Raw genomic sequence first — 19,734 nt, 5'->3', positions numbered from 1 at the left:
CGAAACGGGTGCGCATTAGCGGCGCGAAGACGAAAGAACGCATGTGGGTCTCTAGCCTCCAGGTGCAGGCCGTCGCACTTAGGGCGCAACGGCCGAATCGCTACAGTGTGACGTAACGAAATTTACATTCAGTAACATGGCGGTTAGGCCACGGCAGGCGGGTCAATTCGACTGATGATGCGCCGCGATGATATCTCATTAAAAGAAAAAATGCAGGCGTACCAAGGGTTAGCGCCCACATTTCACGCAATGGTTGATGAATTGCAACGCCCGACTTGTAGGAAGAATACCGACACCGAATGTCAGTCTGGCGACGCCAAATTGTAACTGGGCAAAAAAAAGGAGCCCGAAGGCTCCTTTTGCTGATTTGGCGGCGGCGCGCCGCGAAGATCGGAACGTGACTCAGCCGACGAAGGCCTTTTCGACCACGTAGTGACCCGGCGAGTTGTTGCTACCTTCCTGGAAGCCCGCGTCGTCGAGCAGCTTGCGCGTGTCGCGCAGCATGTGCGGGCTGCCGCAGAGCATGACGCGGTCATTTTCAAGCGAGAAGCCCGGCACGCCGAGGTCGGCGAACAGCTTTTCGGTTTCGATCAGTTCGGTGATACGGCCGCGGTTCTGGAACGGTTCGCGCGTGACGGTCGGGTAGTACAGCAGCTTTTCCTGAACCAGCTCGCCCAGATGCTCGTGCGCCGGCAAGTGATCCGTGATGTATTCCTTGTACGCCAGTTCGTCGACGAAACGGCAGGTGTGCGTGAGCACGACGCGCTCGTAACGCTCGTAAATGTCCGGATCCTTGATGATCGACATGAACGGCGCGAGCCCGGTGCCGGTGGACAAGAGCCACAGCGTCTTGCCCGGCAGCAGGTTGTCGGCCATCAGCGTGCCGACCGGCTTCTTGCCGATCAGGACTTCGTCGCCGACCTTCAGATGCTGCAAACGGGACGTGAGCGGGCCGTCCTGCACCTTGATGCTCAAGAATTCGAGGTGCTCTTCGTAGTTCGCACTCGCGAGGCTATAGGCGCGGATCAGCGGCTTGCCGTCGACTTCGAGGCCCACCATCGTGAACTGGCCGTTTTCGAAACGGAACCCCGGGTCGCGCGTGCAGGTGAAGCTGAAAAGCGTATCGGTCCAGTGATGGACGCTCAGGACGGTTTGTGAATTCAGGTTGCTCATGGCTTCTTGGATAGTGCGAAAACAAGGGCGGCCAGTCGTTTTGAGCCGGCCGGCACGGCAAGGGCGATGCTGCGCTCACCCATAAGGGAATCACGCGCAATCCGCTATTTTACCGCGCCCGCTGCCTGTGGGCTGCGGCGCGGCGGTTGAGCGTGGTAATGCGGGTTACCGGACCTGGAAGCGTCGGCGCCGGATGTCTTGGCGATCGGCGCCGCGGGATACGTTGGCGTGGTGCGGCTACGCGCTTCAGCAGGGGTGCGGCGATGGGCGAATGCCGCGCAGGGCGGCTGCCACCGGTTGTCCGGGATGCACCGGGTAGGCGCGCCGCACGGGCAACATTTTCAGGATCATACCGAAACCCGCCGTGCGCTGCAGCATTGACCCTGCTGATAAAACTGGCAAAAGCGTCACGAACGGTGAGGAAAAGGATCGTGGCGGGACACTCGAAGGGGGCGTGACGAGGCTTTTCCCAAGATGTTTTTGACCGTGCCGAGTTGGTACACAAGGGCGCGTTAGCGGCCGTCCGGTACGCCGAAATCCTAGTTGGAGTAAGGATTCGGCTGTTCGCCGTTTTAATTACTCCGAGATACGAGAAAGTGAAGCAACAAAACGGCGCCGCCCTCCAAGCCGTCACGCCGCCATTTCAAATGGATCAGCCAAGCCGCGCGCAATCGGTGCCAATCACGCCGGAGCCGCGACCCGTTTTTTCCCGCGCTGCTTCAACACGCGAGCCTGCAACACGATCACCAGCAGGAGGAACACGCCGCGAATCACCGACTGCCAGTACGCCGACAAGCTGATAAACCCCAGCCCGTTCTCGAAGTTCAGCAGGTTGAACACCAATCCGAGCAGCAGCACGCCGGCAATCGTCATCGCGATCGAGCCTTCGCCGCCGCTGAGCAATGTGCCGCCGAGCACGACCGCCGAGATCGCGAACAGCTCCCAGCCGACGCCTTCGTTGGGTTGTCCCGCGCCGAACTGCGCGGCGAGGATGACACCCGCCATGCCGGCGAGCAGGCCGCTCACCGCATACGCCATCACGAGAGTGCGGTCGACGTTCAGGCCCATTAGCCGCGCGGCTTCCTCGCTGCCGCCGATCGCGAGCGAATGCCGGCCGAAGCGCGTGCTGCGCAGCGCAAGCCAGCCGGCCACCGCCGCCACCACGGCGACGATGCCCGGAATCGGCAGTCCGAACAGATCGCCCTGGCCGAAGTTGCCGAAGTTCGACTCGGCGGCAATCGACACCGCATCGTTCTTGCCGAGCAGCAGCGCGACACCGTGCGCGCCGAGGCTTGTCGCGAGGGTGACGATAAACGGCAGGATTTTCAGGCGCGTGATGATCAGCCCATTGAGCACGCCGACCGCGAGTCCCGCTGCGCATCCCGTCAGCACGGCAACCCAGCCGCCGTACACGCTGGTCAGCGCGGCGACGACGCTCGCCAGCGCGGCCACCGCACCCACTGACAGGTCGATGCCGCCCGTGATGATCACGAACGCCATGCCGACCGAGATGAGCGCGAACATCGAGTTGTAGCGCCAGAACGACGTGATGTTGTACGCCGAGCCGAAATGCTCGTAGCGCACGAGGCCGAATACGACGAGCGCGGCCAGCGCGAGCAGGATAGGAAGGTTCTTTTTCATCGCTTCGAGTCCGGGATTTTCTCTGAGGCGCGTGATTTAGCGCGACTTAGCGCGAGCGCCGCTGCACATAAACCGCCGCGACGATAATTCCGGCCTTCACCACCAGCGCCGCGGCGTCGGGAATGCCGTGTGCGAGCAACGTGTAGCGCAGCAACTGGATAATCAGCGCCCCGATCAGGGTGCCGCCGATATACGCCTTGCCACCCGTCAGCGCCGTGCCGCCGACGGCAACCGCGGCAATCGCATCGAGTTCGACACCGAGTCCCACCACGTTCGCATCCGAGGACGAATTCACGGAGATCGAGATCAACCCTGCGAGTCCCGCGAGCGCCGCACAGAGCGTGTAGGCGATCAGCTTCACGGTGGCCGTCGGCACGCCGCACAGATAGGCAGCCTTTTCGTTGCCGCCGGTGATCAGCAGATACTGGCCGAACAGCGTCTTGCGCACGACCCACGCGAACAGGACGACCAGCGCCAGCATCAGCAGCACCTGAAACGGCACGCCCGCGACCTTGCCGAGCGCGATCCACTGGAAGGCGGGCGTATTGAACGCTTGCAGGCTGCCGTCGGTGACCACTTGCGCGATGCCGCGTCCGGCGATGAACAGCACCAGCGTCGCGACAATCGGTTGAACGGATAACCTCGTCACCAGCAAACCGTTGAACACGCCGCATAGCGCGGCGGCCAGCACCGGCAGCACGAACGCGAGCGCGATGCCGCCTGGGCCGGCAATGTTAAGGAATAGCATGGGTGCGAGCGCACCGGAGATCGCCATCGACGCGCCCACCGACAAATCGATGCCACCCGTTGCCACCACCAGGGTCATGCCGATGCCGACGATCACGATCGTCACCACCTGCGTCATGTTGACGTTGAAGGTTTGCAGCGACCAGAAGTGTGGCGTGAAGATCAGGTTGAAGAGCACCATCGCGAGCAGCACGATCACTTCGCGCTGCATGGCGAGATGACGCCATTTACGCACCGTCGTTGCCGCGGCGGCGGGCGGCGCGGCCGTCATCTGCTGGGCGGTTTCGCCGAGGCGCGGCTCGGTATGCAGCGATTCGGTGGGCAACTTAAGCGCCATGACGGTCGCCCCCCAACGCGTCTTCAATGTGTGCGGCATTTGCCGTTTGCGCGGCTTCGGCCAATTGCGAATGACCATCGCTGCCATAGGCGATGGCGTCCATGATCGCGGTCTCGCTCATGTCGGCGCCGTTCAGTTCGGCGACCGTGCGGCCGTCGCGAATCACCACCGCGCGATCGGCCACGGCCGTCAGCTCTTCCAGTTCGGAAGCGGACAGCAGCACGGCGAGGCCCGCATCGCGTAACTCGCGCACGATCTTCGCCACATCCGCTTTGGCGCCGACGTCGATGCCGCGCGTCGGTTCGTCGAGCAGCAGCAGCGAAGGCTCGGCGGCCAGCCAGCGCGCCAGCAGAACCTTTTGCTGATTGCCACCCGACAGTTCGCGGATCGGCTGATCGGCGGAACGCAGCTTGATGCCGAGCGACGCAATGAAGCGATCGACGATCGCCTGCTGCTTCTTCACGTCGACCACGCCGTTCTTCGCCAGGGTGCGCAGACAGACGAGCGTGAGGTTGTCGCGCACCGAGAGTTCGGGGACGATGCCCTCGGCCTTGCGGTCTTCGGTGAGATACGCAAGACCGCGCGAGATAGCGTCCTGCGGAGACTTCAATGCCACTGTCTCGCCGCCGATCGACAGCGAACCTTGCTCCAGCGGATCGGCGCCGAACATCAGACGCATGGTTTCCGTGCGGCCCGAGCCGAGCAGGCCCGCGAGACCCACGGCTTCTCCGGCGTGAACTTCGAGCGAGACGTCGCTCACCTTCGGGTGCGCGCTGAGCTGCGTGGCCGCGATCATCTGCTTGCCGCGCCGCGCGAGGTTCGCTTCGCGCGCCTCGGCGTCGTCCTGCACGACGGCGGCGAGCGTGCGGCCGAGCATCGTCGTGACGAGTTGCAGTTTGTCCATGTCCGCCATCGTGCTTTGCGCGACCGTTTGGCCGTCGCGCATCACCGTAACGCGGTCGCACAGCGCGTAAAGCTCGTCGAGCCGGTGCGACACGAAGATCACCGCGCGGCCGTCGTCGCGCAGCTTGCGCACCACGGTGAACAGCAACTCCACTTCGCGTTCGTCGAGCGATGAAGTGGACTCGTCCATGATGACCATCTTCGCGTCCGACGACACCGCGCGCGCGAGCGCCACCATCTGCTGGATCGCGGTCGAATAGCGGCCGACGGGCTTCTTCACATCGATCTGCAAACCGAACGATTCGAGCAGCGCGGCGGCGCGTTGCTGCACCGCGCGCCAATCGATCAGCCCGAAGCGGCGCGGCTCGCGGCCAAGGAAAATGTTCTCCGCCACCGAGCGGAACGGCACCAGATTGATCTCCTGATAGATCGTGCTGATGCCGGCTTCGCGCGCCTGTTTGGGCGTGCGGAAATCGACTTCGCGGCCTTCGAAGCGCACGCTGCCCGAACCGCGCCGATACGCGCCCGTCAGGATCTTGATCATGGTCGACTTGCCCGCGCCGTTCTGGCCGATTAGTGCATGCACTTCGCCGGCGGCGACGCTCAGATTGGCGCTGCGCAATGCGGGGACGCCGCCGAAGCTGATGCCGATGTCCTGCATCTCGAGTAGCGGCGAACGGGTAAGGGGAGAATGTGGCGTCTCTTTGCCGGATTCCGTCACGGATGTCCTCCTGATGCTGCCTGATTTGCCGCGTGCGCGCCACGCGCTGCACGTGCGAGCCAGTGTGGCCCTTCGTTCGGGCTCTGATGCAGGCGGTGTCGTCGAACCATGTTACGCCGCATAAAAGCGGAGCGACGGTTCGTGCTGCCACGAACGCGTCGCTCCGAACCCTTCCCGTCGCCCGCCCCCCGAGGAGACAGATTCGGGGCGGGGACGTCCTGCAAGGCAATCCCCAATCCCGATGTCTTAAGCAGGACTTGCTTCGAGGCGGGGGACTTCCTTCTTCGGGGCGCCGCCGGAGCGGGTAAGCGCTGCGCTACGGCACAGCGCTCAAACTTTAAAACCGCGCACGCGGCGCTGCTTCGCGATCAATAGCCGTACTGCATGTTCTGCTGCACGTTGCTCTTGTCGTAGAACTTGTCGGACACCTTGACCCACGTCGGGATCTTTTCGCCCTTCGCGTAACGCTGTGCGACGTCGCACGCGAGCGGGCCGAAGAACGGGCTCGACTGCACGCTCGCGCCGAGTTCGCCGGCCGCGATCGCGTCCATGCCGCCCTTGGTGCCGTCGATGGTGACGATCTGGATGTCCTTGCCCGGCTGCTTGCCGGCGGCCTTGATTGCGGCAATCGCGCCGAGCGCCATTTCGTCGTTGTGCGCGTAGACGGCGGTCACGTCCGGATGCGCCTGCAGCAGCGTTTCCATGACCTGGCGGCCCTTGTCGCGCGCGAAGTCGCCGCTTTGCGAAGCGATGATCGTCATGCCCGGGTTCTTCGCGATGATCTCGTCGAAACCCTTCTTGCGATCGTTCGCGGCTGACGCGCCGGTGGTGCCTTCGAGTTCGATGATCTTTGCCTTGCCGCCCGTCGCCTTGACGAGCCAGTCAGCGGCGCGGTGCCCCTGATCGATGAAGTCCGAGCCGATGAAGGTGATGTAGTCACGGCCTGCCTTGGCGACCGATTGATCGACATCGCGGTCGACCAGGATCACCGGAATGCCGGCCTTTTTGGCTTGCAGCACGACCGGCGCAAGCGGTTTTTCTTCGCGCGGCGGGAATACCAGCAGATCGACATGCTGCGCGATCATGTTCTGGATGTCCGACACCTGCTTGGAGTTCGAACTGTTGGCGTCGGTCATGACCAACTGCCAGCCGCACTTCGCGGCGATGTCCTTGAAGCTCTTGGTTTCCGCCAGACGCCACGGATTGTTGCTTTCGGTCTGCGCGAAGCCGACCTTCAGCGGAGTCTTGCTGGCCAACTTCGGCAGCGCGTCGTCGGCGTGCGCGGTGGCGACGCCAAAACCGATTGCCAGAGCCAGCAGCGAACCCGCCAGCGGACGAATCTGCTGCTTGCGCACGTGCCTGCGCGACTGCGTGTTGAGCGACGCCATGTCTTCCTCCAGTACCTGGTGAGGTAGGTGTATTTGCTTTTAATTTATTCTGCCGGCTGACGATGACCTGCCCTACCGGACGTGCCGATTATTCCACCCGGAATTATTATCGGTCAATCACTAATAATATTAATTATTGGCTTTTTTGCCTCGGTAATTACCCTCACCGAGCCGCGTTCGACGAGCGGACCGTCGAGCTTTACCATGCGATGCCGCACCGGCGCACCGGCGGCGCGGTTGTGTTCTTCCTGCAGCAAGGTCTCGACGGCCCAGCGTCCCAGTTCGTAGTTCGGCAGTACGACAGTCGAGAGCGGCGGATGTGTGTGGCGAGCGATTTCCTGGTCGTCGTAGCCGAGCACCGAAACGTCTTCGGGCACGCGCAGGCCGAGCTGCTTCAACGCTTCGATCGCGCCGATGGCGGTGAGGTCGTTGGCGCAGAAAATCGCGGTCGGCGGATTGGACTCGCGCATCAGCGAGAGCGTCAGTTCGAAGCCGAGGCCCGAACTCCAGTCGCCGTCGCGCACCATCTCCGGGGCGAAGGGTAAATCGGCGGTCGCGAGCGCGGTGCGGTAGCCTTTGAGGCGGTCCTTCGACGCGTCCTGCCAGGGTTCGCCATTGATGTAGCCAATGCGCCGATGTCCGGACTGCAGCAGATAGTCGGTGGCCAGATGGCCGCCGGCCACCTCGGCCGGCACCACCGACGAAAACCCGCCTTCGCCCGTGTAGCAGTTCAGCAGCACGGTAGGCACCTGCGACAGCGCCGCCGGCGGCGTCACCTTGCGCGTGTAGACGGTCGCGTAGATCACGCCGAACACGTGCGGATTCGACAGCGTGGTGTCCAGCACCTGCTTCTCGATGTCGGCGTTGCCGTGCGTCGAATAGACCGCCAGCATCTTGCCGCTTGCATAGGCGGCATCGCGCGCGCCGTCGATGTTGACGACCGGATGCGGACTCGTGGAGATCTCGTCGGCGAGATAGACGATCAGATTGCGTTCATCGGCCGAGGCCGACACCGGCTCGCGCAGCGAGAGCCGGTAGCCGAGATCGTGCGCGGCCTTCAGCACCTTGTTGCGGGTAGTCTCCGAGAATTTTGCGCCGGTCGCGTTGTTCAGCACCAGCGAGACAGTCGATTGCGACACGCCAGTGAGCTTGGCGATGTCGGTCATGGTCGGACGGCGTTGAGTCGATTTTTTCATTGTGCGGGCCGCGCTGCAGCGGCGCTAAAGCTGGGGCATGCCAAGGGCATTCTTGTGCCTGACGGTACCACTAATAATATGCGCGCGGCAACGCGCGGTAACCCGTCATTTGGGAGCCTTTCATCGTTGTCTGCGTGACGCTTATTCGAGAAATTTATTACTAATAATATTGACGGCCGTACTTTGGCGTGCGATTCTCGGTCGCGCGGATTCTGACAGGCCGCCGGCCGCGCGCAGTGTGCGGCACTTCACAGGAGACCCCGATGCGCGTTCATGCCGCCATCCGCCCGAGGCACCGCCTTTTCTGATCATGCGCGACGTTTCCTTGAATTCGATCCGGCCGTCTGCGACCGGACTCATGTGGCTCGACGATCCCGCTGTGGTCGCCACGGTCGTCACACTCTCGGCCGGCGCGCTGCGTGCCTTGATCGCGCCCGAAGTGGGCGGCGCGCTGGCAGCCTTCTACGAAACGACGCCCGACGGCCCGTTGCATTGGTTGCGGCCGGCCTCGGCTGCGGCGTTCTCTGAACGCAATCCGCTTCGCATGGCGAGCTTTCCGCTTTTTCCCTACTGCAACCGGATTCGCGACGCGCGTTTCGAATTCGACGGCCGCACGATCGATCTTGCCGGCAACGACACGCGTTTCGCCCACGCGTTGCATGGGAATGCGTGGCGGCATCCGTGGCAAGTGGGCGCGCGTACTGAAAGCTCGGTCGAACTGCACTTCGAACACGAACCGGATGCGCGCATACCCGGCGACTGGCCGTTTCGCTTTCGCGCGCGGCAGCGTATCGAGTTGAGCGGTGGCGCATTGCGCATCACGCTGTCCGCGCAAAACCTTCACGATCGGCCGATGCCGTTCGGCATGGGGCATCACCCGTACTATCCGCGGACCGCCCAGACTCGCGTGTACGCCGAAGTGGAAGCCATGTGGCACGCGGACGCCGACGTATTGCCGACGCATCTCGGCCCGCATCCCGCGGTGAATGCGTTGAGCGAAGGCATGTCGCCGGACGCGTTCGATCTCGACAACAACTTCGCGAACTGGTCGCGCGAGGCAAGCATTGCGTGGCCCGACGAGCACCGTCGATTGACGATGACCGCCGACGCCCCGTTCGATCACATGGTGATATTCGCGCCCGCCGACGACCCGCAATTGTGCGTGGAACCCGTGACGAACACCACGGATTGCTTCAACGCGGTCGGCCCGCATGAGCATGTGGGCGGCTGCGTGTTGCAGCCGGGCGAAGAGATCGCCGCGACGGTGAAATGGACGCCGCACAAGGACTAACGTGCGGCGTGTGCGCTTGTGTTTGCGTCTATTCGACCCGCAGGCGCGCCATATACGGCAAGTGATCCGAGAGCCACGCGGTTTCCTGCGTAGGCTGGATCCATTCGATCGGCTTCATGCCGCGCACGAACATCTTGTCGAGCGCGAGTGCGGGCGAGAAAGCCGGAAAAGTGCGGCCCGACTCGCCGAGCAGCGTGGCCACTTCCTGCAAACCATGTTCGCCGAAGAGCGGCACGGAATCGTTGCGCCAGTCGTTGAAGTCGCCGGCGAGCACCAGCGGACCGTCAGGCGCTTCCTTTACGATCCAGTGCGCGATCCAGTTCATCTGACGCAAGCGGGCTGAGCGCGTAAGCGCGAGATGCGCGCACAGCAGCGTGACCGAGTGACCGCCGAAGGTCGCGCGCGCCACCAGCAAACCGCGCTTTTCGAAGCGATGCGCGGAGATGTCCCAGCGTCCGCCGAGATCGAGTGGATGCGGCGACAGGATCGCATTGCCATGCCGCCACGATGGTTTGAAGACGTTCGGGCCGAGCGCGATTTCGAGTTCGAGCGCGCGCGCGATTTCAGTAGCCTGGCAATGCCAGACATCGCTCAACGGATCGGCGAGCGGCGAGCCGAAACTGCTCGCCAATACCGGCGACGGCATGCGCCGCGCCATCGCTTCCTGTAAAAAATAGGCGTCCGCGTGGGTCGATTGCACCCAGCGCTGCATGGCCTGCCAGGCCTGAAAGCCGAGCGGTGTGCGGCCTTTATGCAGGTTCCAGCTCACCGCAACGAAATCTTTGGGCGCTACGCTCTCGCGGATCAATTCTTCGGGGTTTCGCATGCCGCGTTGTCCACGTGTTCTGGTTGGGGGCGTCGGTTAGTCGCGTGCTGTTTGCGTGTTCGCTTGCGTGTGATTTGCATCAGATCGATCAGTTTGCCGTGGTTGCGCTGTCCGCGAGGCTTGCACGCACGCGGTAGACCAGGTTCGGGTCTTTGTCGACGATGGTCCAGGTGGCCCATTGCCCCGTCGCCACCTTCAGACCCGGATGGCTCGCGCTCACCTTTCGCGGTTGCGGCGGCAGCTTGCAGCCGGTGTCGGTTTGCCGCGCGGCGTTTTCCTCGAACGTTTCCTGCGCGTCGATCGACATGGTGACGCTGCTCGCATCCGCCTGCAGCGGCGAGACGGTCAGCGTGCGCGCCAGATCGATACTGCCGGCGGGCCGATCCTTGCAGCCGACGTTATGCTGCACCATCTTATGATGCGTGTCCGTGCGCGCCTGGCCGACGGTGGTGGTGCCGTCGAACGCGTCGATTTGCTGGCCGTCGCGCATGACCTGCAACTGCCATTGCACGACCTGCTGCGCCGGCCGCTGTGGTGCGCTTTGCGGTGTGCTCTGTGATGCGCTTTGTTGTGCATTCGCAAGCAACGAAGTGCCGAGCAACACGGCCACGATACTGGTTTTCCACATAGAAAAATTCTCCGGTCACGAGATCCGGCCGCTTAATCAGAAGGCCATCTTACCCCTGATGGGCGCAACGCCTTTCTGACACTTCAAACGGGGCCGGGTTCAGCATCAATCCATTTCAGGTAAGGCCAGGAATCGCCAAAAACAACCCGCTATTAGCAGCAGAGTAGCGAGACTGCTGGCTTGCACGCGAATATGTCCTCGTTACACTGGACTTGAAACGGCGCCATACAAGGAGCCGCAGCAGCAAGACCAGCCAGACGGGGTGAGCGATGACAACAGCAATGGTCAAACAAGAAATCGCCGTGGCGTCTTTCAGCAGGGTGTACGACCTCGATCAGGTCGAGACCGCGCTGAACGACCTCGGTGAAGGCGCGAACGAGGCACTGCGCGCAACCTACGAAAAGATGCTGAAGACCGGCAATATGCGCTTTTGCGTGAAGCCGAACCGCATGCCGTCGATCGACGATCTGATCGATGCGCTGCCCAACTTTTCCGCGCCGCTCGACGACATTCGCAAGCAGGTCGCCTTATGTCTCGAGACGGAAGACCGGCTCGAACTGATGCCGATCCTCCTGCTCGGCGACCCCGGCATCGGCAAGACTCACTTCGCCAAGCAGTTGGCGCGCCTGCTCGGCACCGCGTATCAATACGTGGCGATGAGTTCGCTGACGGCAGGCTGGATTCTGTCGGGCGCCTCGTCGCAATGGAAGAACGCGAAGCCGGGCAAGGTGTTCGATGCGCTCGTGAACGGCAGCTACGCGAACCCGGTGATCGCCGTCGACGAAATCGACAAGGCCACCGGCGATTCGCAATACGATCCGCTCGGCGCGTTGTATGCGCTGCTGGAGCACGACACGGCGCAGACCTTCATCGACGAGTTCGCCGAGATTCCGATCAACGCCGGGCATGTAATCTGGATCGCGACGGCGAACGACGAACGCTCGATTCCCGAACCGATCCTGAACCGGATGAACGTGTATGAGATCCCGCCGCCGGATCGCGACGGCGCGCGCCGTATCGCGCAGGCAATCTACGACGAGATCCGCAGCGCGCACAACTGGGGCCTGCGCTTTCCCGAGGTGCTGGGCGGCGACGCGCTCGACGCGCTGATGCGGGCGTCGCCGCGTGAAATGCGCCGCGCGATTCTCAACGGCTTCGGCGCGGCGCGTATCGACGGACGGAATCATGTTGAAGCGGGCGACATTCGCCTGGACCACGGAAACCGGCGAAAACCCATCGGTTTTTGAGCATTCTTGCCACTTTTTTGTAGCGAAGCCGCCTTTGGGCGGCTTTTTGCTGGCCAAAGACACGACTCTGTACTCGAACACAATGAATGCCGCGGCAATTGTTGCTATTAGCGAGATGCAGCCTCAGCGGCGCCTCGCCTTCGTCCCACATACGAAGAAGCGAGCGCCGCGCCCCCCGACGGCGTACACTAATTAAGTCCGGCCGCTATGTATGAGACCCGCTCAAGACCGCATGCCCGCAGTCATTACCGACTGCGGGCATTTGTGTCTGTGAGGCGTCGTACAATTTTGCGTAGCGGTTGCGAATGGACAGGTACGTTCGGCAGCGAGCGGTGTAAGGCACGCGAAAGCCGCACCCTGTCTTCATCTTGATCGGGTGAACGAGGTAGCGCGCGGCGACGTTGGCCGCGTCAAGGGACATGGACCAAATCGAATGTGTAGTGATCGGCGCCGGCGTGATCGGTCTCGCGGTGGCGCGCGCACTGGCGGCGCGGGGCCGCGACGTCATCGTGCTGGAAGCGGCCGAAGCAATCGGCGTGGGCACCAGCTCGCGCAACAGCGAAGTGATTCACGCGGGCATCTATTATCCGCGTGGCTCGCTCAAAGCCGCGCTTTGCGTGCGCGGCCGCGAGATGCTCTACGACTACTGCGTCGAGCGCAACGTGCCGCATTCACGCTGCGGCAAATTGCTGGTCGCCACTTCGCGAAACCAGATTCCTCAGCTCGAAAGCATCATGGCCAAGGGCCGCGACAATGGTGTGCTCGACCTCATGCGAATCACGGGCGACCAGGCGCAAGCGCTCGAACCCGCGCTCGAATGTGTCGAAGCGGTGTTTTCGCCGCAGACGGGTATCGTCGATAGTCACCAATTCATGCTGGCGCTGCAGGGTGACGCCGAACGCGACGGCGCGGTCTGTGCGTTTCATGCGCCCGTCAAAGCGATCGAAGCGAGCAATGGCCGCTTCATCATCAACGTGGGCGGTGGCGCTCCGACCACGATCAGCGCAGCGTGCGTGATCAACAGCGCCGGTTTGCAGGCGAATGCGCTGGCGCGCAGAATCCGTGGACTCGACGCGCGGCATGTGCCGCCGCTCTATCTCGCTCGCGGCAACTACTTCAGCATCTCGGGGCGCGCGCCATTCAGCCGCCTGATTTATCCGATGCCGAACGAGGCTGGCCTCGGCGTGCATCTGACCATCGACCTCGGCGGCCAGGCGCGCTTCGGTCCCGATGTCGAATGGGTCGATGCGATCAATTACGATGTCGATCCGCGTCGCGCGGAATCGTTTTATGCGGCGATTCGCGCCTACTGGCCCGCGCTTCCAGACGATGCATTGCAGCCCGCGTATGCGGGGATTCGTCCGAAGCTATCCGGTCCCGGCGAACCCGCTGCCGACTTCGTGATTCAAGGTCCGGCTGCACATGGTGTGCGTGGACTCGTCAATCTGTTCGGCATCGAGTCGCCGGGATTGACGGCGTCGCTCGCGATCGCGCAGCGAGTGTGCGAGTTGAGCGGGCGCGCTTGATTCGCGGGTGATTCGCAGGCACGGTTTCACGGCGAGCGGTCGACTCGTACGCCGTGCGCGGTTCGCGCGCTTCACCGCGAGCGCTCACCTCCGTCTGCGATCGATTCGCATTCCGCGCGACATTCAGCCGCGCAGCCGTACCAGTTCGGTTATCTCTATCATTTGGACCGTCACACGCGACGGCTTCATTGCTATCCTTGGGGACCGCTGTCATAAGAACGGCGATCAGTTCAATATAAATGGAGTGAGTCCCCATGAAACCTTCCCGTCGTACGTTTTTGATCACCAGCATTGGTGTAGCGTCCACCTTCGCGCTGTCGCGCCAGGCATTCGCCGACGCACCGAAAGTCTCCGAAACCGATCCGACCGCGCAAGCACTCGGCTACAAAGAAGACGCTACGAAAGTCGACAAGGCGAAATTCGCCAAATACGCAGCAGGCCAGGACTGCGGCAACTGTAGCTTCTACCAAGGCAAGCCGACCGACGCCTACGCCGGCTGCCCGATGTTCGCCGGCAAGCAGGTCGCGAGCAAGGGTTGGTGCAGCGCATATAACAAGAAAGCCTGATTACCCATCAGCGGCACCCGCCCTCAGTGTTGCGCGAAATGCGCCGCAACATGGCAGGGCACATTCGAAGTCCCATCATTCAGACGTCTGCCACCCCGCGTGGCAGACGTCTTTTTGCTGCTTGAAAACCGCTTGTGCGCTCTTTACACTCCAATGCGACTTCTACGGCTCGCGCTCCTTTTTCTCGCTCGCGCTAATACGGCATTGCATTAAAACGACGCACTACAGGACACTTTTGGCAGGCTGGAGATCCGAATGACACCAGCGTCAAGGAGCCTTCATACGCGAGCCGTCGTCGCGGCTGTGATCGGCAATGCACTCGAGTGGTACGACTTCACCGTGTTCGGTTTTCTGACGGTGGTGATCGCCCAGTTGTTCTTCCCGGCCGGCAACGACTATTCGTCGTTGCTCCTCGCCACCGCGACCTTCGGCGTCGCGTTCGTCATGCGGCCGATCGGCGGCATCGTACTCGGACTCTACGCGGATCGCGCGGGACGCAAAGCGGCGTTGTCGCTCGTCATCGCGCTGATGACGCTCGGCATTCTGCTGCTGGCGATCGCACCGCCGTATTCGGCGATCGGCATCGGCGCGCCGTTGATGATCGTAGTCGGACGCTCGCTGCAAGGCTTTTCCGCCGGCGGCGAGTTCGCCAGCTCGACGGCGTTGTTGATTGAAGCAGCGCCGTTTTCCAAACGCGGCTTCTACGGCAGCTGGCAGATGGCAAGCCAGGCGGCGGCGCTGCTGCTCGGCGCGCTGGTGGGCGCTGCGATCACGCGCGGACTGTCGCCCGAGGCGTTGAAATCCTGGGGCTGGCGCGTGCCGTTCATTCTGGGTTTGATCATCGGGCCGATCGGCTTTTATATCCGCCGGCGTCTCGCGGATTCGGAAGCGTTTCTGCTCGCGCAAAAAACCGCGCGGCGCGCAACGCTCGGCGAAGTGTTCAGAACTCACACCCGCGACGTGCTCTGCGGACTCGGCTCGGTGATCGCACTCACGGTGACGATTTACGTGCTGATCAGCTATCTGCCGACCTTCGCGGTCAATCAACTCAAGTTGCCCTACGCGCAATCCTTTTACGCGGTGATCGTCGGCAATCTGCTGTTGACGGTGCTGTCGCCATTGGCCGGCGCATGGTCGGACCGGATCGGGCGCAAGGGGCTGTCGCTGTGGTCGCTGGTGACTACGCTCGTGATTATCTATCCGCTGTTCGCGTGGCTCGCGGCGGAGCCGAGCGTGTCGAAATTGATTCTCGTGCAGGCGCTGCTGTCGATCACGCTGTCCGGCTATTACGGACCGTTCGGCGCGCTGATCGCGGAGCTGTTTCCGGCGAACGTGCGTTCGACCGGTTTATCGCTCGCCTACAACATTGCGGTGATGGTGTTCGGCGGCTTCGGGCCGTTTGTCGTGACGTGGCTGATCGACACCACCGGCTCGCCGCTCGCGCCGACTTACTACGTGATGGGCGGACTGGCGCTGTCGATCGTCGCGGTGGCCTGCATTCCGGGTATGCGCCACGCGGATCTCGACGCGCATCGCAAACCGGCCTGAACGGCAGCGCGGTTTGCGTGGAGCTTCGCGATGCAAGACCGCGGGCTCGCGTGGCCGGCTCACTTCTCTACGGCACTGTCCGTCGCCACCATCAGTGTGTTCGTTCGCCTAGTTGCGTGCCTGCATCAACGGCGGCCGTTTGTCGAACCACGGCCGTGCCGTTTCGAGTTGCGCGGCCAGACGCAGAAGCGTCGTTTCGCCGCCGACGCGCGCCGCGAATTGCACGCCGATCGGCAGCCCTCGCGCATTCCAGTAGAGCGGCACCGACATGGCAGGCTGGCCACTCAGATTGAATAATTCCGTGCAACCTGCCCACGTGAACGCCTTGTTCGAGGCTTCCGCCAGCACCTTCTTCAGCAGCGCTTCGAGCGGCATGGTGGTGACGGCGCGCATCTGCATCCGTTCCGCCGAGGTGGGCTGCATCTCGCCTATCTTGATCGGCGGCGCGGCGAGCGTGGCGCACAAAATCACGTCGTAGCGATTCAGCAGATCGGTGAGCCGTTCGGTGATGCGGCGCTGTTCTTCGAGGGCGGCGGGCAGGCCGCGTTCGCCGAGTTTGCGGCCCACATGTGCCATCGTCCACGTCGAAATTTCGAACTCGGCGCGCAACGGTTTGCGGCCGCTGATGCGCTCGGCGTTCAGCACCAGGTCTTCTGCCGTGACGGACCAGAGCGTGAGGAACGCATGACGAACCGCCGCGAAGTCGATGCCGAGCGACACCGGTTCGATGTTATGGCCGAGCGAGCTGGCGAGTTGCGCGGCGTCGTCGAGCGCGGCGCGCGCGTCGGCGGAAAGCGACGGCGCCAGCATCGGCTCGGTGACGTACGCGATATTCAGCGACTTGCACGGCTCGCGGCTCGCGCTCAGAAACGTGCCCGGCGCGCCGAGCGGCCGGTCGACATTGCCGCCAAGCAGGTCGAGCAGCAACGCACTGTCGCGCACGCTGCGCGACACCGCATGATCGACGCCGAGTTCACCGGCTGCCACTGCCGCGGTCGCGCGCGGCACGCGTCCGCGTGACGGTTTGAGGCCGAAGAGTCCGCAGCATGACGCGGGAATGCGGATCGAGCCGCCGCCATCCGACGCATGCGCGAGCGGCACGATACCGGCAGCTACCGCCGCCGCCGCGCCGCCGCTCGAGCCGCCAGGCGTATGGTCGAGATTCCACGGATTGCGGCACGCGCCGAACAGTTCGGGCTCCGTATAAGGCATCTGGCCGAGCTCGGACGTGCTGGTCTTGGCGAAGATGTTGAGGCCGGCCGCTTTCGCCAGTGCAACGACAGGCGCGTCTTCGGTGGGAATGAAATGGCGGTAGTGGCGGCTGCCCATGGCCATGCGCAGTCCGGCGACCGGCGCGCCGAGATCCTTGATCAGATACGGCACGCCGGCCAGCGCTGTTTGCACGCTGACGCCGTCGGCATTGCTTGCGCCGTTTGCACGGCTCGCATCGTCGCGTGAAGCGCGTTGACGGGCTGCATCGTAGTCCTTCAGGACAATCGCATTGATCGCAGGATTGACTGCTTCGGTACGTGAAATCGCGATGTCGAGCAACTCGCGCGCGCTTGCTTCGCGCTTGCGTACCAGTTCGGCGAGGCCGGTGGCGTCATGGGCGAGATAGTCTGAATGCACGACGAATGAGCCCTCATTATCGAGTATTGAATCGGCCAGCAGTCCATGCGCGCGATGACCCGCGCCGCGAGGCTTCGTCGCCCGGATTGATTGCCGCATATGGAAAAGACGGCGTGCCACTGACACGCCGTCTTTGAGAGAGTAACTGAGTTACGCGTGCGAGTTACTGGCGTCAATGAAAAGCGCCGACAAAAAGCGCAGTAGGCGCACGCAATCAGTTGACGCGAACAGCGGCGCACAGAAACGCGCGCCGCTAAAACCGCCCGCCGCTAAAACCGCGCCAACTGAAAAAACCGCGCTTTACAGACGTTCGCCGAGGAACGTCAGCGTGCGGCCATGCGCCAACGCGGCGGCGCGCTGGTTATACGACGCGCGGTCCGAACAGTTGAAGCCGTGGTCCGCGTTCGGATAGATGTGGAATTCGGCGTCGGTGCGGCCGGCGAAGCGTTCCTGAATCTCACCAACAGCCGACACCGGGATATGCGCGTCGAGCTCGCCGTAGTGGAATTGCATTGGCACCTTGATCTTCGCGGCTTCGTCGAGCTGGTTCTGGATGCCGCCGCCGTAGTAGGCGACCGAGCCGTCGAGCGTGCCTTGCGCCGCGGCCAGATACGCGAGCCGGCCGCCGAAGCAGAAGCCGATCGCCGCGACCTTGCCCGTCACTTCCGGCATCGCGCGTAGCGCCGCAGCCGCTGCGCCGATATCGGACACGGCTTCGTCGACCTTGAGTTTCTGCATCAGTTCGATGCCTTTCTCGCGATCGGCGCCGTCGTACGTCAATTCCACGCGCGGTTGCACGCGCCAGAACACGTCTGGTGCGAGCGCCACGTAGCCGTCCTGCGCGTACTGATCCGCGACCGAACGGATATGGCTGTTCACGCCGAAGATTTCCTGAATGATGATGACGGCCGGTCCCTTGCCGCCTTTGGGCAACGCCAGGTAGCCGCCGAAACTGTCGTTGCCGGCGGGAATGTCGATCCAGCGGGAAGTGGTGCTCATGTTGCTCTCCATTGACTCGCGCGCGGCTGCGCGAGGTCGGTCCGGGTGAAGGCCAGAGGCCTGAATGCCTGAAGCGGGGCGGTCAGTTTGCCACCAAAAGAAACGCCGTGCAGCGCGGCCCCGTGAGGCGAAAATCTCGTAAGGCGATTGAAACGTTCTCGATAATTCATTTTTCCCGCACGGGCCGCCTCGGTACATTGAAGCGCGCTGGCTCGCTCATATGGCGAGCGCATTGACGGGAAAGGAATCCATCATGAGTGAAGGCAGTTTTGTGACGCCGTTTGCGGAGCGTTTCGCGTTGCGTGTGCCGGTCGTGCAGGCACCGATGGCGGGCGCGACGACGCCGGCAATGGTGGCCGCGGTATCGAATGCCGGCGGTCTCGGTTTTCTGGCGGGCGCGGCGCTCTCGCCCGAGAAGATCGCGAGCGAAGTCGCGGCGATTCGCGCGCTGACGGATCGTCCGTTTGGCGTGAATCTGTTCGTGCTCGAACCGGCCACGCCCGACGACGCGACCGTGCGTACCGCGCTCGAAGCCATCGATCCCTTGCGCCACGATCTCGGTTTGCCGCCGGGCGCTCCGCTTGAACGCTACGCGCCGGATTTCCGCGCTCAACTGAACATGCTGATCGAATTGCGTGTGCCGCTGGCGAGCTTCACATTCGGCTTGCTTCCGGCCGACGACGTCGCCCGTTTGCACGCGAACGGTCTATATGTAATAGGCACCGCGACGCACGCCGCCGAAGGTGTGGCCTGGCGCGACGCGGGCGCCGATGCGATTGTCGCGCAAGGCGCGGAGGCGGGTGCGCATCGCGGCACATTCATCGGCGCATTCGAAGATGCGCTGGTCGGCACGCTCGCGCTCGTGCCGCAACTCGTCGACGCCACCGGGCTCCCGGTGCTCGCCGCCGGCGGCATCATGGATGGACGCGGCATCGTCGCTGCGCTTGCGCTCGGCGCGCAAGCCGCGGTGATGGGCACCGCGTTCCTCACCTGTCACGAAAGCGCGATTCCGGAGATATGGAAAACCCGCGTGCGGTCCACCTCCGATACGTCGACTTCGGTCACGCGCGCGATCACCGGCCGCCATGCCCGCGGCATACGCAATCCGTTGATGCAGCGCTTGAGCGAAGCAGCGCAGAAGATCGCGCCGTACCCGGTGCAAAACGCGTTGACCCAGGAACTGCGGCAAACCGCGAGCCGCGCGGAAAACGGCGACTATCTCTCGCTATGGTCGGGCCAGGGCGCGCCTTTGGGCCGCGCCCGCCGCGAAGGTATCGGCGCCGCCGAACTGATGGGTCAGCTCGAACACGAATGGCGCGAGGCGACCGCGCGCATCGCCGTGTTAAAACGCTGATCAACACGATCCGG

The 19,734-nt window shown here is 63.1% G+C and carries 16 protein-coding genes; 6 read left to right on the top strand and 10 right to left on the bottom strand.

Going from position 1 to position 19,734, the window contains the following annotated elements:
- Positions 1-402: 402 nt before the first annotated feature.
- From B0G75_RS07395 to B0G75_RS07365, 6 genes are all read right to left on the bottom strand, one after another.
- Positions 403-1,173: a ferredoxin--NADP reductase gene (locus B0G75_RS07395; protein ID WP_012431444.1), complete on the bottom strand. Its 771-nt coding sequence runs from the start codon at positions 1,171-1,173 to the stop codon at positions 403-405.
- 681 nt (positions 1,174-1,854) lie between these two features.
- Positions 1,855-2,814: an ABC transporter permease gene (locus B0G75_RS07385; protein ID WP_106302636.1), complete on the bottom strand. Its 960-nt coding sequence runs from the start codon at positions 2,812-2,814 to the stop codon at positions 1,855-1,857.
- Positions 2,815-2,860: 46 nt separating this feature from the next.
- Entirely contained in the window at positions 2,861-3,898 is a 1,038-nt protein-coding gene (locus tag B0G75_RS07380; RefSeq protein ID WP_181309197.1) for an ABC transporter permease, read from the bottom strand.
- Entirely contained in the window at positions 3,888-5,462 is a 1,575-nt protein-coding gene (locus B0G75_RS07375; RefSeq protein ID WP_258194294.1) for a sugar ABC transporter ATP-binding protein, read from the bottom strand. Before B0G75_RS07375 ends, B0G75_RS07380 begins: the two co-directional genes overlap by 11 nt.
- A 428-nt stretch (positions 5,463-5,890) precedes the next feature.
- Positions 5,891-6,910, bottom strand: coding sequence for an ABC transporter substrate-binding protein (locus tag B0G75_RS07370; protein ID WP_012431449.1), 1,020 nt, complete (start codon positions 6,908-6,910; stop codon positions 5,891-5,893).
- 113 nt (positions 6,911-7,023) lie between these two features.
- Entirely contained in the window at positions 7,024-8,076 is a 1,053-nt protein-coding gene (locus B0G75_RS07365; protein WP_106302630.1) for a LacI family DNA-binding transcriptional regulator, read from the bottom strand.
- Positions 8,077-8,464: 388 nt separating this feature from the next.
- Here B0G75_RS07365 and B0G75_RS07360 point away from each other — a divergent pair, with 388 nt between their 5' ends.
- Positions 8,465-9,397 (top strand): aldose 1-epimerase, encoded by a 933-nt coding sequence (locus B0G75_RS07360; RefSeq protein ID WP_106303661.1) that lies wholly within the window; start codon positions 8,465-8,467, stop codon positions 9,395-9,397.
- A 28-nt stretch (positions 9,398-9,425) separates the two neighbouring features.
- On the opposite strand, the gene B0G75_RS07355 is transcribed toward B0G75_RS07360, so the two are convergent.
- Both B0G75_RS07355 and B0G75_RS07350 read right to left on the bottom strand, forming a co-directional pair.
- Positions 9,426-10,223 (bottom strand): endonuclease/exonuclease/phosphatase family protein, encoded by a 798-nt coding sequence (locus B0G75_RS07355; protein ID WP_106302627.1) that lies wholly within the window; start codon positions 10,221-10,223, stop codon positions 9,426-9,428.
- An 88-nt stretch (positions 10,224-10,311) separates the two neighbouring features.
- Positions 10,312-10,851, bottom strand: a complete 540-nt coding sequence (locus B0G75_RS07350) for a hypothetical protein (RefSeq protein WP_106302624.1) — start codon at positions 10,849-10,851, stop codon at positions 10,312-10,314.
- A gap of 269 nt (positions 10,852-11,120) precedes the next feature.
- Between B0G75_RS07350 and B0G75_RS07345 the strand changes: the two genes are divergently transcribed.
- The 4 genes from B0G75_RS07345 (at position 11,121) to B0G75_RS07330 (ending at position 15,738) form a co-directional block, all read left to right on the top strand.
- Entirely contained in the window at positions 11,121-12,098 is a 978-nt protein-coding gene (locus tag B0G75_RS07345) for an AAA family ATPase (protein WP_106302621.1), read from the top strand.
- 419 nt (positions 12,099-12,517) lie between these two features.
- Complete coding sequence (locus tag B0G75_RS07340; RefSeq protein ID WP_106283896.1) at positions 12,518-13,624, top strand: NAD(P)/FAD-dependent oxidoreductase; 1,107 nt, start codon at positions 12,518-12,520, stop codon at positions 13,622-13,624.
- A 254-nt stretch (positions 13,625-13,878) separates the two neighbouring features.
- Positions 13,879-14,190 (top strand): high-potential iron-sulfur protein, encoded by a 312-nt coding sequence (locus tag B0G75_RS07335; protein ID WP_106302618.1) that lies wholly within the window; start codon positions 13,879-13,881, stop codon positions 14,188-14,190.
- Between the two features lie 255 nt (positions 14,191-14,445).
- Entirely contained in the window at positions 14,446-15,738 is a 1,293-nt protein-coding gene (locus tag B0G75_RS07330) for an MFS transporter (protein ID WP_106302615.1), read from the top strand.
- 108 nt (positions 15,739-15,846) lie between these two features.
- Here B0G75_RS07330 and B0G75_RS07325 read toward each other — a convergent pair whose 3' ends face one another.
- Together B0G75_RS07325 and B0G75_RS07320 are read right to left on the bottom strand one after the other, a co-directional pair.
- A complete protein-coding gene (locus B0G75_RS07325) occupies positions 15,847-17,367 on the bottom strand; it encodes an amidase (protein ID WP_106303658.1) in 1,521 nt (506 codons plus the stop codon).
- A gap of 300 nt (positions 17,368-17,667) precedes the next feature.
- Complete coding sequence (locus tag B0G75_RS07320) at positions 17,668-18,366, bottom strand: dienelactone hydrolase family protein (protein WP_106302612.1); 699 nt, start codon at positions 18,364-18,366, stop codon at positions 17,668-17,670.
- 253 nt (positions 18,367-18,619) lie between these two features.
- Here B0G75_RS07320 and B0G75_RS07315 point away from each other — a divergent pair, with 253 nt between their 5' ends.
- Positions 18,620-19,720 carry a nitronate monooxygenase family protein gene (locus B0G75_RS07315; protein ID WP_106302609.1) on the top strand — a complete coding sequence of 367 codons (1,101 nt, stop codon included), beginning with the start codon at positions 18,620-18,622 and terminating at the stop codon, positions 19,718-19,720.
- Positions 19,721-19,734: the final 14 nt, after the last annotated feature.

It is taken from the genome of Paraburkholderia sp. BL18I3N2 (assembly GCF_003001875.1).
In the GTDB taxonomy this organism is placed as follows: domain Bacteria; phylum Pseudomonadota; class Gammaproteobacteria; order Burkholderiales; family Burkholderiaceae; genus Paraburkholderia; species Paraburkholderia phytofirmans.
Note: the sequence above shows the minus strand (reverse complement) of the source record. Positions and strands in the feature narration are given on the sequence as shown.

Excerpts from the sequence above, each read along its gene's own strand:
- B0G75_RS07395 (WP_012431444.1), bottom strand. The coding sequence starts at position 1,173 with ATGAGCAACCTGAATTCACAAACCGTCCTGAGCGTCCATCACTGGACC.
- B0G75_RS07385 (WP_106302636.1), bottom strand. The coding sequence starts at position 2,814 with ATGAAAAAGAACCTTCCTATCCTGCTCGCGCTGGCCGCGCTCGTCGTA.
- B0G75_RS07380 (WP_181309197.1), bottom strand. The coding sequence starts at position 3,898 with ATGGCGCTTAAGTTGCCCACCGAATCGCTGCATACCGAGCCGCGCCTC.
- B0G75_RS07375 (WP_258194294.1), bottom strand. The coding sequence starts at position 5,462 with ATGCAGGACATCGGCATCAGCTTCGGCGGCGTCCCCGCATTGCGCAGC.
- B0G75_RS07370 (WP_012431449.1), bottom strand. The coding sequence starts at position 6,910 with ATGGCGTCGCTCAACACGCAGTCGCGCAGGCACGTGCGCAAGCAGCAG.
- B0G75_RS07365 (WP_106302630.1), bottom strand. The coding sequence starts at position 8,076 with ATGACCGACATCGCCAAGCTCACTGGCGTGTCGCAATCGACTGTCTCG.
- B0G75_RS07360 (WP_106303661.1), top strand. The coding sequence starts at position 8,465 with ATGTGGCTCGACGATCCCGCTGTGGTCGCCACGGTCGTCACACTCTCG.
- B0G75_RS07355 (WP_106302627.1), bottom strand. The coding sequence starts at position 10,223 with ATGCGAAACCCCGAAGAATTGATCCGCGAGAGCGTAGCGCCCAAAGAT.
- B0G75_RS07350 (WP_106302624.1), bottom strand. The coding sequence starts at position 10,851 with ATGTGGAAAACCAGTATCGTGGCCGTGTTGCTCGGCACTTCGTTGCTT.
- B0G75_RS07345 (WP_106302621.1), top strand. The coding sequence starts at position 11,121 with ATGACAACAGCAATGGTCAAACAAGAAATCGCCGTGGCGTCTTTCAGC.
- B0G75_RS07340 (WP_106283896.1), top strand. The coding sequence starts at position 12,518 with ATGGACCAAATCGAATGTGTAGTGATCGGCGCCGGCGTGATCGGTCTC.
- B0G75_RS07335 (WP_106302618.1), top strand. The coding sequence starts at position 13,879 with ATGAAACCTTCCCGTCGTACGTTTTTGATCACCAGCATTGGTGTAGCG.
- B0G75_RS07330 (WP_106302615.1), top strand. The coding sequence starts at position 14,446 with ATGACACCAGCGTCAAGGAGCCTTCATACGCGAGCCGTCGTCGCGGCT.
- B0G75_RS07320 (WP_106302612.1), bottom strand. The coding sequence starts at position 18,366 with ATGAGCACCACTTCCCGCTGGATCGACATTCCCGCCGGCAACGACAGT.
- B0G75_RS07315 (WP_106302609.1), top strand. The coding sequence starts at position 18,620 with ATGAGTGAAGGCAGTTTTGTGACGCCGTTTGCGGAGCGTTTCGCGTTG.